At 61.2% G+C, this 12,519-nt stretch carries 10 protein-coding genes; 7 read left to right on the top strand and 3 right to left on the bottom strand.

Annotated elements, in window-relative coordinates; all coding sequences use genetic code 11:
* Positions 1–65 precede the first annotated feature (65 nt).
* The 3 genes from PspS34_RS01860 to rpmE all read right to left on the bottom strand — a co-directional run bounded on the left by PspS34_RS01860 (position 66) and on the right by rpmE (position 2,560).
* Positions 66–1,334 carry a malic enzyme-like NAD(P)-binding protein gene (locus PspS34_RS01860; protein ID WP_008047852.1) on the bottom strand — a complete coding sequence of 423 codons (1,269 nt, stop codon included), beginning with the start codon at positions 1,332–1,334 and terminating at the stop codon, positions 66–68.
* Between the two features lie 183 nt (positions 1,335–1,517).
* Positions 1,518–2,306, bottom strand: a complete 789-nt coding sequence (locus PspS34_RS01855; RefSeq protein WP_154861186.1) for a thermonuclease family protein — start codon at positions 2,304–2,306, stop codon at positions 1,518–1,520.
* Between the two features lie 35 nt (positions 2,307–2,341).
* Positions 2,342–2,560, bottom strand: a complete 219-nt coding sequence (rpmE, locus tag PspS34_RS01850; RefSeq protein WP_008047849.1) for a 50S ribosomal protein L31 — start codon at positions 2,558–2,560, stop codon at positions 2,342–2,344.
* 294 nt (positions 2,561–2,854) lie between these two features.
* Here rpmE and PspS34_RS01845 point away from each other — a divergent pair, with 294 nt between their 5' ends.
* The 7 genes from PspS34_RS01845 (at position 2,855) to phaC (ending at position 12,402) form a co-directional block, all read left to right on the top strand.
* On the top strand, positions 2,855–5,074 hold the full coding sequence (locus tag PspS34_RS01845) for a primosomal protein N' (RefSeq protein WP_090452665.1): 2,220 nt from the start codon (positions 2,855–2,857) through the stop codon (positions 5,072–5,074).
* 251 nt (positions 5,075–5,325) lie between these two features.
* Positions 5,326–7,062: an arginine--tRNA ligase gene (gene argS, locus PspS34_RS01840; RefSeq protein ID WP_102672218.1), complete on the top strand. Its 1,737-nt coding sequence runs from the start codon at positions 5,326–5,328 to the stop codon at positions 7,060–7,062.
* A 1-nt stretch (position 7,063) separates the two neighbouring features.
* Positions 7,064–7,777 carry an SPOR domain-containing protein gene (locus PspS34_RS01835; RefSeq protein WP_057712359.1) on the top strand — a complete coding sequence of 238 codons (714 nt, stop codon included), beginning with the start codon at positions 7,064–7,066 and terminating at the stop codon, positions 7,775–7,777.
* A 233-nt stretch (positions 7,778–8,010) separates the two neighbouring features.
* The gene (gene hslV, locus PspS34_RS01830) at positions 8,011–8,541 is read left to right on the top strand and encodes an ATP-dependent protease subunit HslV (protein WP_007975582.1); all 531 of its coding nucleotides are present in this window, start codon (positions 8,011–8,013) and stop codon (positions 8,539–8,541) included.
* Positions 8,542–8,595: 54 nt separating this feature from the next.
* Positions 8,596–9,933, top strand: a complete 1,338-nt coding sequence (gene hslU, locus PspS34_RS01825; RefSeq protein ID WP_154861188.1) for an HslU--HslV peptidase ATPase subunit — start codon at positions 8,596–8,598, stop codon at positions 9,931–9,933.
* 152 nt (positions 9,934–10,085) lie between these two features.
* Positions 10,086–10,463: a DUF971 domain-containing protein gene (locus tag PspS34_RS01820; protein WP_150811969.1), complete on the top strand. Its 378-nt coding sequence runs from the start codon at positions 10,086–10,088 to the stop codon at positions 10,461–10,463.
* A gap of 259 nt (positions 10,464–10,722) precedes the next feature.
* Positions 10,723–12,402: a class II poly(R)-hydroxyalkanoic acid synthase gene (gene phaC / locus PspS34_RS01815; protein WP_150811970.1), complete on the top strand. Its 1,680-nt coding sequence runs from the start codon at positions 10,723–10,725 to the stop codon at positions 12,400–12,402.
* The last annotated feature ends 117 nt before the right edge of the window (positions 12,403–12,519 follow it).

The following is a 12,519-nucleotide window of genomic DNA, read 5'->3' as shown; positions in this document are numbered from 1 at the left end:
CCTTCAGGCACAAAAAAGCCCCGACTCTCACAAGCCGGGGCTTTTCGTTGAAGCGCTACAACGGCTTAGCCGTTGAACACGTCATCCACGCTTTTGAGCGGGTAGTTCTTCGGATACGGCAGGGTCGCCACGCCGGTCTCGATGGCAGCTTTGGCCACAGCATCGGAGATCAGGGTGATCAGACGGGCATCCATTGGCTTCGGAATGATGTACTCACGACCGAATTCCAGCTTGATGCCGCCGTAGGCGTCGCACACTTCCTGAGGCACCGGCAGCTTGGCCAGTTCACGCAGGGCGTTGGCCGCAGCCACTTTCATTTCTTCGTTGATGCGCTTGGCGCGAACGTCCAGGGCACCGCGGAAGATGAACGGGAAGCCCAGTACGTTGTTGACCTGGTTCGGGTAGTCGGAACGACCGGTGGCCATGATCACGTCGCTACGGGTAGCGTGCGCCAGCTCCGGGGAGATTTCCGGATCAGGGTTCGAGCAGGCGAACACGATCGGGTTAGGCGCCATCGACAGCAGGCCTTCAGCACTCAGCAGGTTCGGGCCGGACAGACCAACGAACACATCAGCGCCTTGCAGGGCGTCAGCCAGGGTGCGCTTGTCGGTCGCGTGAGCGAACACAGCCTTGTACTGGTTCAGGTCGTCACGGCCGGAGTGGATCACGCCGGTGCGGTCGACCATGTAGATGTTTTCGATGTTGGCGCCCATGCTCACCAGCAACTTCATGCAGGAGATGGCGGCAGCGCCGGCACCCAGGCAGACGATCTTGGCTTCCGGCAGGGTTTTGCCAGCGATTTCCAGGGCGTTGATCATGCCGGCGGCGGTCACGATAGCGGTGCCGTGCTGGTCATCGTGGAATACCGGAATATCGCACTGCTCGATCAGAGCGCGCTCGATTTCAAAGCACTCTGGTGCCTTGATGTCTTCCAGGTTGATGCCACCGAAGGTGATGGAGATGCGCTTGACGGTGTCGATGAAGGCTTGCGGGCTTTCGGAGTCGACTTCGATGTCGAAAACGTCGATGCCGGCGAAGCGCTTGAACAGTACGCCTTTGCCTTCCATCACTGGCTTGGAAGCCAATGGGCCGAGGTTACCCAGACCGAGAATCGCGGTGCCATCGGAAATGACTGCAACCAGGTTGCCTTTGCCGGTGTACTTGTAGGCCAGTTCAGGATCGCGGGCGATCTCGCGTACTGGTTCGGCTACGCCCGGGCTGTAGGCCAGCGACAGGTCGCGAGCGGTAGCAGTGGCCTTGGTGAGCTCGACACTCAGCTTCCCTGGACGAGGATTGGCGTGATATTCGAGAGCGGCAGTTTTCAGATCAGACATTTTGGCATTCCGCTTTTTACTGTTGGACAGACTGGTCAGCGAGGATACGCGCCTCGCAAAGTCCCCACAAGACTGACTGGTCACCCCTGTCAAGCGCCCGGCCCTACGACTTTGGGCCAAGAGCCACGGCATACAAGGGTTAGACTGTTCACAATCAGCGCAAAAAATGTCTACAATTTTTTATCACTGCACGACTTGAAACATCGCCGGGTCGGTCAAGGGCAACATCCAGCGCGCCTGACCTTCTTTCAGTCCGCCACGTCGCGAACGATCCAGTACCCACCCGCGCGCCTCGATCTGCTTGCCTTCGAGCCTTTCCAGCAAGCCCGCATCAAACCGCCCCAGCAGATTGGGTGCAACGCGCAATACAACCGAATCCTGTAACTCGATCCAAACCCCGCCGCGATTGCGTTGAACCTTGCTCACACGACCGCTGAGCACGGCGAACCCGGAAGTGCTGATCTGCTCCGCCTTCAGTACAGGCGACTGGCGCCATACACCGAGCCCGGCCTGTCGAGCGCTGGTTTCTGCAGCTTGCTGACAGGTGACCAGATCGACATTCGGCGCCACGGCCACCTGAAAACCCAGGCCTTCGGCGAGCATTTGCGCTTCGAGGTTGGCGCCATCGGCACCGTAGACATGAGCCAGGGTGCGGCCGTAATGGTCCTTGCCTTCTTTGCCAGGCAGCAAACCAACCTGACCGTCGCTAGCCGCTACCAAGGCTTCGAGTCGCTTGCGCGCGACCACAGCGAACGGTTCGTCGGAACGGCCATTCTTGCCCAGTTCCGGCGTATTCAAGCCGATCATGCGCACACTGCGGCCATCGCTCAGGCGCAGGGTGTCGCCGTCCACCACCCGCTGCACCGCGACAGGCGCCAGGCCGCTGGGTGTCGGGCAAAATGCCTGGGCGCCGGATAGCCAAATCGCGGACATAAAAAAGGCGCCCGCGAGGGACGCCTTCTTCATCAGCATGGAAAAACCGCAACGGCTTCCCAAGTTGATTGGCCTTAGGCCTTTTTCGCGCCGAAAGCACCGAAACGGTCGGCGAAGCGCTGTACGCGGCCGCCAGTGTCCAGAGTCTTCTGCTTACCGGTGTAGAACGGGTGGCATTCGTTGCAAACGTCGATCGCCAGGGCTTTGCCGAAGGTCGAACGGGTTTCGAACTTGTTGCCGCAGCTGCAGGTAACAGCAACTGCTGGGTATTCTGGATGGATATCAGCTTTCATGGTGTCTTCCTCAGGCTAGCGTGCCGCCACCCAACACTATTGTTGAATACCGCACGTAATTAGGCCGCGGATTCTACCAGACAATGCCAATCACGCAAGCTGTCCCTGAGACCGACCGTCTGCTAGGCTCCCGGCCTCAAGCGCATTCCCATGTGGGAGCGGGCTTGCTCGCGAAAGCGGTGTGTCAGGCGATAAATGCGTTGACTGACACTCCTTCTTCGCGAGCAAGCCCGCTCCCACAATTGATCTGCGTCCACTCCTTCTTTTGTTGCCTGCTAATCGAGATCCCCCCGCGTGCCCGACGCCATTTTGCGCCTCGCCCTGCCTTCGCCGCTGCGCCGCCTGTTCGACTACCGCGCTCCGGCCGGCGTCCTGCGCGCCCAGTTGCACCCCGGCATGCGCCTGCGGGTACCGTTCGGCCGACGGGAGATGATCGGTATTCTGGTGGAAGTCACCGACACCAGCGAAGTGCCGGTCGAGAAACTCAAGCCGGCCCTGGCCCTGCTCGACGCTACGCCACCGCTGCCGCCCGCGCTGTTCAAGCTGTGCCTGTGGACGTCCCAGTATTACCAGCACAGCCTCGGCGACACTTTGAGCTGGGCGCTGCCGGTTTTGCTGCGCCAGGGTGAATTAGCCGAAGCACGCCAGGAGCGCTTCTGGTCCGCCGCGCCGGGGGCCAGCCTCGACGATCCGCGCATCGCCCGCGCCCCGCGCCAGCGTGAAGCCCTGGCCACGCTGGCCCAACATCCCCATGGCGTCGCCCATCAATTGCTGAGCAAACTGATGCTGAGCAAGGACAGCCTGGATTTGCTGCTGGCCAAGGACCTGGTGCAGGTCGAGATCCGCCGGCACGCCCCTGGCGCACGCCACGAACACTGGCTGGCGCAACCGGAACTCCCCCTAAACCCGGAGCAACGCGCCGCCTATGAGGCGATTCGCGCCGGCTTCGACAGTTATCACGCGTTCCTGCTGGCCGGCGTCACCGGCAGCGGCAAGACCGAAGTCTATCTGCAGTTGATCCGCGAAACCCTCGAGGCCGGCAAGCAGGCGCTGGTGCTGATCCCGGAAATCAACCTCGGCCCGCAGACCCTGGCGCGCTTCGAACAGCGTTTCAATGCCCGTATCGCGCTGATCCATTCGGCGGTCAATGACCGCGAACGCCTCGAGGCCTGGCTGGCCGCGCGGGACGGTGAGGCCGACATCATTATCGGCACCCGCTCGGCCCTGTTCACTCCGATGAAGAACCCCGGTCTGATCATCATCGACGAAGAGCACGACGGCTCCTATAAACAGCAGGAAGGTTTGCGCTACCACGCCCGCGATCTGGCATTGGTGCGGGCGCGACAGGAAAACATTCCGATTGTCCTCGGCTCCGCCACCCCTTCGCTGGAAAGCCTGCACAACGCCTACACCGGCCGCTACGGGCTGCTGCGCTTGAACGAGCGAGCCGGCGGCGCCAAACAGCCGCGCTTTCTGCGTCTGGACGTGAAAAGCCGCCCGCTGGACAGCGGCATTTCCGGGCCGATGCAACAAGCCATCGGCCAGACTCTGGCCGCCGGACAGCAAGTCCTGGTGTTCCTCAACCGCCGCGGCTTCGCCCCGACCCTGCTGTGCCATGACTGTGGCTGGATGTCCGAGTGCCAGCGCTGTGATGCGCGAATGACCGTGCACCAGCGTTACGGCGAGTTGCGCTGCCACCATTGCGGCTACGTCGAACGCGTGCCGCGCCAGTGCCCGAAGTGCAACAAGGTCGATCTGCGCCCCGTTGGCGCCGGCACCGAACGGGCCGAGGAGCGCCTGGCGATTCTGTTCCCGGACTATCCGGTGCTGCGGGTCGACCGCGACAGCACATCGCGCAAGGATGCGATGAACCAGTTGTTCGCGACCATTCAAAAAGGCCAGCCGTGCATCCTGATCGGCACGCAGATGCTTGCCAAAGGTCACCACTTTCCACGGGTGACGCTGGTGTCGATCCTCGACGCCGACGGCGGCCTGTTCTCCGGTGACTTCCGCGCCAGCGAGCGCATGGCTCAATTGATCGTGCAGGTCGCCGGCCGCGCTGGTCGCGCCGAGGAGCCGGGCAAGGTGATTATCCAGACGCACCTGGCCGACCATCCACTGCTGGTGCAATTGACCGAGCAAGGCTATTTCGCCTTTGCCGAACAGGCCTTGAGCGAACGCCGCGCGGCCGGTCTGCCGCCGTTTGCGCACCTGGCGCTGCTGCGGGCCGAGGCGCATAAACCGGGTCAGGCCGAAGGCTTCCTGGATGAGGCTTGCAGCGAGGCGGAGCGTTTGCTGGCCGAGCAGAATCTGACCGGGATCGAGTTATTGGGACCGGTCCCGGCACCGATGGAGCGCCGGGCCGGGCGTTATCGTGCACAGCTGTTGGTACAGGCCACGGCGCGAGCACCCTTGCATCGATTGCTGGCCAGTTGGTTGCTGGTGCTGGAGCAGATGCCGAGCGGGCGGGCGGTGCGTTGGTCCTTGGATGTCGACCCCGTAGATCTATATTGATTTTGAGATCGCTTTCGCGAGCAAGCCCGCTCCCACAATGGTTCTCGGGTGGAACTAAATTTTGTATCCACCTCAAAACCTGTGGGAGCGGCGGTGCGACGATTCGACTTGCTCGCGAAGAGGCCCTAATTGTCACCACACATCCACATCCTGCCTGCTAAGGTTGGCAAGCCCGTCTTCGCAACGGATAATGCCCAGTTTTTCCACCAGCGCATGATGCGCCGCCGCACCTGCGGTCGAAAGAGAAGACCATGAAAGACACCATTCGCCAGCTGATCCAACAAGCCATCACCCAACTCGTCAACGAAGGTGTGTTGCCTGAAGGCCTGTCGCCGGCGATCCAGGTGGAAAACTCCCGCGACAAGAAGAACGGCGATTTCGCCAGCAACATCGCCATGATGCTGGCCAAGCCCGCCGGCATGAAGCCCCGCGACCTGGCGGAAAAAATCATCGCCGCCCTGCCGGCTGACGAAAATGTCGCCAAGACCGAAATCGCCGGCCCGGGCTTCCTGAACTTCTTCCAGAACACCGACGCCCTGGCCGCACGCCTGGACGCGGCCCTGGCCGACACCCACATCGGCGTGCGCAAGGCCGGCCCGGTGCAGCGCACCGTGGTCGACCTGTCGGCGCCGAACCTGGCCAAGGAGATGCACGTCGGTCACCTGCGCTCGACCATCATCGGCGACGGCGTGGCCCGCGTGCTGGAGTTCCTCGGCGACACCGTGATCCGTCAGAACCACGTCGGCGACTGGGGCACCCAGTTCGGCATGCTGATGGCTTACCTGCAGGAAAACCCGATCACCAGCGACGAGCTGTCGGACCTGGAGAACTTCTACCGTGCCGCCAAGCAACGCTTCGACGAATCCGAAGAGTTCGCCGACCGTGCCCGTGGCCTGGTGGTCAAGTTGCAGGCCGGCGACGCCGATTGCCTGGCCCTGTGGACCAAGTTCAAGGACATCTCGCTGTCCCACTGCCAGAAGATCTACGAACTGCTCAACGTTAAACTGACCATGGCCGACGTGATGGGCGAAAGCGCCTACAACGACGACCTGATCAACGTGGTCAACGACTTGAAGGCCGCAGGCATGCTGGTCGAGAGCAACGGCGCCCAGTGCGTGTTCCTCGACGAGTTCAAGAACGCCGACGGCGACCCGCTGCCGGTGATCATCGTCAAGGCTGACGGCGGCTACCTCTACGCCACCACCGACCTGGCGGCCGTGCGCTACCGCAGCGGCAAGCTCAAGGCCGATCGTGCGCTGTACTTCGTCGACCAGCGTCAGGCCCTGCACTTCCAGCAAGTGTTCGCCGTGGCGCGCAAGGCCGGTTTCGTGACCCATCCGATGGAAATGGAACACATGGGCTTCGGCACCATGAACGGCGCGGACGGTCGTCCGTTCAAAACCCGTGATGGCGGCACCGTGAAGCTGATCGACCTGCTGACCGAAGCCCAGGAGCGCGCCTACACCCTGGTCAAGGACAAGAACCCGGAACTTGCCGAAGCCGAGTTGCGCAACATCGCCAAGGTGGTGGGCATCGGCGCAGTGAAGTACGCCGACCTGTCCAAGCACCGCACCAGCGACTACAGCTTCAACTTCGACCTGATGCTCAACTTCGAAGGCAACACCGCGCCGTACCTGCTGTACGCCTACACCCGCGTGGCCGGCGTGTTCCGCAAGCTCGGCAAGGACTTCAGCGAAGTCGAAGGCCAGATCGTCCTCGAAGCGGCGCACGAACATGAACTGGCGGCGAAGCTTGCGCAGTTCGGTGAAATCCTGAACAACGTGTCCGAAAAAGGCACCCCGCACATCCTTTGCACTTACCTGTACGACGTCGCCGGCCTGTTCTCCAGCTTCTACGAGAACTGCCCGATCCTCGCCGCCGATACCCCGGCACAAATGCAGAGCCGCCTGCGCCTCGCCGCGCTGACCGGACGCACCCTCAAGCAAGGCCTGGAACTCTTGGGCCTGGAAACTCTGGAGCGTATGTAAGTTGGCTGCCAAGAAAAAACCTGCACCCAAGCGTGGCGCCAGCCGTTACCAAGCTCCTGCAAAGCAACCGATTCCGGGTTGGTTGTGGATGGTCATCGGCCTCACGGTCGGTGCGTTCCTTGTGTTCTTGATGAAACTGGAGCCGGGCAAGGGCAGCGACACGGTCAAGCGTGAAAAGGTCGAGCAACAGCAACAGCAGAAAGCCAGCAAGATCGCCGAGGCCAACAAGACCCCGCCGAGCCCGACGCAACCGGTGAAGCCGAAGTACGACTTCTACACCTTGCTGCCGGAATCGGAAGTCATCGTGCCGCCGGATGCCGTGCCGGAAAAAACCCTGCCGACGCCGCAAGTGCCTGCCATCCCGACCACGCCGGTCACCCCGGCCGAAGCGGCGAAGATCGACACCGCACGGGCCCAGGCTGCCTTGGCCGGGATTACTCCGCCTCCTGCACCACCGGTCAAGGCTGCGCCTGTGACGAAGTTTTTCCTGCAGGCTGGCTCGTTCCGCAAAGAGACTGATGCGGACAAGGTGCGGGCGCAGATCATCCTGCTGGGCCAGGCCGTGGCGGTTGAGTCCGGCACGGTGAAAGACGAAACCTGGTATCGGGTTCTGGTCGGTCCGTTCAGCAACCGCGAGCAACTGACCACCGCGCAGAAACAATTGGCGGGCGCAGGCTTCAGCAATTTGTTGTTACAACAACGCCAGAGCCGCTGATCGATTGCCCCAGACACCGCGTCATCGTTCTTCGCGAGCAAGCCCGCTCCCACATTCGACCGCATTCCAATGTGGGAGCGGGCTTGCTCGCGAAGGCGCCCTGGTAAACACCACAGACTCCATCTGACTCACACCGCTCGTCCCCCGCCGCGTCCTACAGTTGAAATCCACTCCAGCACCCCCATATGAATGGGCATAAGGCATTTTCGCCCCGCTGCGTGGAGACTCTTCCCTTGACCACCATCGTTTCAGTTCGCCGCCACGGCAAAGTCGTCATGGGCGGCGACGGCCAGGTTTCCCTTGGTAATACCGTGATGAAAGGCAACGCGAAAAAAGTTCGCCGCCTGTACCACGGTCAGGTCATCGCCGGTTTTGCCGGTGCCACCGCCGACGCCTTTACCCTCTTCGAACGTTTCGAAGGCCAGCTTGAAAAACACCAGGGTCACCTGGTGCGCGCCGCCGTCGAGCTCGCCAAAGAATGGCGCACCGACCGCTCCCTGAGCCGCCTTGAAGCCATGCTCGCGGTTGCCAACAAGGACGCCTCCCTGATCATCACCGGCAACGGCGATGTGGTTGAGCCCGAAGACGGCCTGATTGCCATGGGTTCCGGTGGCGCCTACGCCCAGGCCGCGGCCAGCGCGCTGCTGAAAAAGACCGACCTGTCAGCCCGGGAAATCGTCGAAACCGCCCTCGGTATCGCCGGCGACATCTGTGTATTCACCAACCACACCCAGACCATTGAGGAGCAGGACTGCGCCGAGTAAGCCCGTGCAGCCATCGCACCACGGCTCATTCTTGCTTGAGGTCCACTGAATATTATGTCCATGACTCCCCGTGAAATCGTCCACGAACTCAACCGCCACATCATCGGCCAGGACGATGCCAAGCGCGCCGTCGCCATTGCCCTGCGCAACCGCTGGCGCCGCATGCAACTGCCCGAAGAGCTGCGCGTTGAAGTAACGCCAAAGAACATCCTGATGATTGGCCCGACCGGTGTCGGTAAAACCGAGATCGCCCGTCGCCTGGCCAAACTGGCCAATGCGCCGTTCATCAAGGTCGAAGCGACCAAGTTCACTGAAGTCGGCTATGTCGGCCGCGACGTCGAATCGATCATTCGTGACCTGGCCGATGCGGCGATCAAGCTGCTGCGCGAACAGGAAATCGTCAAGGTTCGCCACCGCGCCGAAGACGCCGCCGAAGAGCGCATCCTCGATGCATTGCTGCCACCGGCGCGCATGGGCTTCAGCAGCGACGACGCCCCGACTGCCGACTCCAACACCCGTCAACTGTTCCGCAAGCGCCTGCGTGAAGGTCAGCTGGATGACAAGGAGATCGAAATCGAGGTCGCCGAATTGACCGGCGTCGATATCTCCGCGCCACCGGGCATGGAAGAAATGACCAACCAGTTGCAAAGCCTGTTTGCCAACATGGGCAAGGGCAAGAAGAAAGCCCGCAAGCTCAAGGTCAAGGAAGCGCTCAAGCTGGTGCGCGACGAAGAAGCCGGTCGCCTGGTCAACGATGAAGAGTTGAAGGCCAAGGCCCTGGAAGCGGTCGAGCAGCACGGCATCGTGTTCATCGACGAAATCGACAAGGTCGCCAAGCGTGGCAATTCCGGTGGCGTCGATGTGTCCCGCGAAGGCGTGCAGCGCGACCTGCTGCCGCTGATCGAAGGCTGCACCGTCAACACCAAGCTGGGCATGGTCAAGACCGACCACATCCTGTTCATTGCTTCGGGTGCGTTCCACCTGAGCAAGCCGAGCGACCTGGTGCCCGAGCTGCAAGGCCGTCTGCCGATCCGTGTCGAACTCAAGGCCCTGACCCCTGAGGATTTCGAACGCATCCTCAGCGAGCCTCACGCCTCGCTCACCGAGCAATACTGCGCTCTGCTGAAAACCGAAGGCCTGGGCATCGAGTTCCAGCCGAGCGGCATCAAGCGCATCGCGGAGATCGCCTGGCAGGTCAACGAGAAAACCGAAAACATCGGCGCCCGTCGCCTGCACACCCTGCTCGAGCGCCTGCTCGAAGAGGTGTCGTTCAGCGCCGGCGACCTGGCCAGCGCCCATGACGACAAGGTGATCCAGATCGACGCCGACTACGTCAACAGCCACCTGGGCGAATTGGCGCAGAACGAAGACCTGTCCCGTTATATCCTGTAAGCCATACTTACGGTAATCGCGGACCCTGTGGAGCGGGCTTGCTCGCGAAAGCGGTCTGACATTCGACATTGATGTTGAATGTCATGGCCTCTTCGCGAGCAAGCCCGCTCCCACATTTAAATCGGGGTCTGCCACATAACGGACTTCAGGCCATGACCCAACTCCCCACCGACATCAAGCTGCACAAAGCCTCGAAAACCCTGACGCTCAAATACGCGTCCGGCGAGGAGTACACCCTGCCCGCCGAGTTCTTGCGCGTGCACTCTCCTTCCGCCGAGGTCCAAGGCCACGGCAAACCCATCCTGCAATTTGGCAAGATCAACGTAGGACTGACCAAGGTAGAACCCGCCGGTCAGTACGCACTGAAATTGACCTTCGACGACGGCCACGACAGCGGCTTGTTCACCTGGGAATATCTGTACGAGCTGGGGCGACGTTATGACGCACTCTGGGAAGATTATCTGGCCGAGCTAAAAGCCGCCGGAAAAACCCGCGACCCGAACGAATCCGTCGTCAGGCTGATGCTCTAATCCGAGCCTCTTGCTCATTAGAGGGCATTTTCTAATTTCATCTGTTTGAATGCTCCGCTCCAGGGCCGTCGATTGGCCTGCTTGCGAAAAAAATTAAACTCGGGTAACCAATGGAACTGGCAAGTTCCCTGCAGTGCTCTCTGCATTAAAAAAGCAGCGATGCAGTATTAACGGTCACCCCGAGCAGTAGTACCTGGCATTGGCTGTGTGACTACACAGCAGGACCCGGTACTCGTCTCAGGACAATGGAGCGTCGTAGATGAGTAACAAGAATAACGATGACTTGAAGAGTCAAGCCTCGGAAAACACCTTGGGGCTGAATCCTGTCGTTGGACTGCGTGGAAAGGATCTACTGGCTTCTGCTCGAATGGTGCTCAGGCAGGCCATCAAACAACCGATACACAGCGCCAGGCATGTCGCTCATTTCGGCCTTGAACTCAAGAACGTGCTGCTCGGCAAATCCGAGCTGCTGCCGACCAGCGATGACCGTCGCTTCGCGGATCCGGCCTGGAGCCAGAACCCGCTCTACAAACGTTATCTGCAAACCTACCTGGCGTGGCGCAAGGAACTCCACGACTGGATCGACGACAGCAACCTGCCGGCCAAGGACGTCAGCCGCGGGCACTTCGTGATCAACCTCATGACCGAGGCCTTCGCGCCGACCAACACGGCGGCCAACCCGGCGGCGGTCAAGCGCTTCTTCGAAACCGGTGGCAAGAGCCTGCTCGACGGCCTCTCGCACCTGGCCAAGGACCTGGTGCATAACGGCGGCATGCCGAGCCAGGTCAACATGGGTGCATTCGAGGTCGGCAAGACCCTTGGTGTGACCGAGGGCGCGGTGGTCTTTCGCAACGACGTGCTGGAGCTGATCCAGTACAAGCCGATCACCGAGCAGGTGCATGAACGCCCACTGCTGGTGGTACCGCCGCAGATCAACAAGTTCTACGTTTTCGACCTGAGCCCGGAAAAGAGCCTGGCGCGGTTCTGCCTGCGCAACAACATGCAGACCTTCATCGTCAGCTGGCGCAACCCGACCAAGGAGCAGCGCGAGTGGGGCCTGTCGACCTACATCGAAGCGCTCAAGGAAGCGGTTGATGTGGTCACCGCCATCACCGGCAGCAAAGACGTGAACATGCTCGGTGCCTGCTCCGGCGGCATCACCTGCACCGCGCTGCTGGGCCACTACGCGGCAATCGGCGAGAACAAGGTCAACGCCCTGACCCTGCTGGTCAGCGTGCTCGACACCACCCTGGACAGCGACGTAGCCCTGTTCGTCGACGAGCAAACCCTGGAAGCCGCCAAGCGCCAGTCGTACCAGGCCGGTGTACTCGAAGGTCGCGACATGGCGAAAGTCTTCGCCTGGATGCGCCCCAACGACCTGATCTGGAACTACTGGGTCAACAACTACCTGTTGGGCAACGAGCCGCCGGTATTCGACATTCTGTTCTGGAACAACGACACCACCCGGTTGCCCGCCGCGTTCCATGGCGACCTGATCGAGATGTTCAAAAGTAACCCGTTGACCCGTGCCGATGCACTGGAAGTGTGCGGTACGCCGATCGATCTGAAGAAGGTCACCGCCGACATCTTCTCGCTGGCCGGCACCAGCGACCACATTACCCCGTGGCGCTCCTGCTACAAGTCGGCGCAACTGTTCGGCGGCAACGTTGAATTCGTACTGTCCAGCAGCGGACACATCCAGAGCATTCTGAACCCGCCGGGCAATCCGAAATCGCGCTACATGACCAGCACTGAAATGCCCGTCAATGCCGATGACTGGCAGGAAGAGTCGACCAAGCACGCCGACTCCTGGTGGCTGCATTGGCAGGCGTGGCAGGCACAGCGTTCGGGCAACCTGAAAAAAGCACCGGCAAAACTGGGCAACAAGGCCTACCCGGAAGGGGAAGCCGCACCGGGCACTTACGTGCATGAGCGGTAACTGACACACCTCGCCCTACTGTGGGAGCGGGCTTGCTCGCGAAAGCGATAGATCATTCAACATTGATGTCGATTGACCTGACGCATTCGCGAGCAAGCCCGCTCCCACAAGGGGATC

The organism is Pseudomonas sp. S34 (assembly GCF_009866745.1).
GTDB classification, from domain to species: domain Bacteria; phylum Pseudomonadota; class Gammaproteobacteria; order Pseudomonadales; family Pseudomonadaceae; genus Aquipseudomonas; species Aquipseudomonas jessenii.
Note: the sequence above shows the minus strand (reverse complement) of the source record. Positions and strands in the feature narration are given on the sequence as shown.

Bases quoted from the DNA above. Each gene is read 5' to 3' on its own strand.
- PspS34_RS01820 (WP_150811969.1), top strand. From the start codon at position 10,086: ATGACCCAACTCCCCACCGACATCAAGCTGCACAAAGCCTCGAAAACC.
- PspS34_RS01860 (WP_008047852.1), bottom strand. From the start codon at position 1,334: ATGTCTGATCTGAAAACTGCCGCTCTCGAATATCACGCCAATCCTCGT.
- hslU (WP_154861188.1), top strand. From the start codon at position 8,596: ATGTCCATGACTCCCCGTGAAATCGTCCACGAACTCAACCGCCACATC.
- phaC (WP_150811970.1), top strand. From the start codon at position 10,723: ATGAGTAACAAGAATAACGATGACTTGAAGAGTCAAGCCTCGGAAAAC.
- rpmE (WP_008047849.1), bottom strand. From the start codon at position 2,560: ATGAAAGCTGATATCCATCCAGAATACCCAGCAGTTGCTGTTACCTGC.
- argS (WP_102672218.1), top strand. From the start codon at position 5,326: ATGAAAGACACCATTCGCCAGCTGATCCAACAAGCCATCACCCAACTC.
- PspS34_RS01855 (WP_154861186.1), bottom strand. From the start codon at position 2,306: ATGCTGATGAAGAAGGCGTCCCTCGCGGGCGCCTTTTTTATGTCCGCG.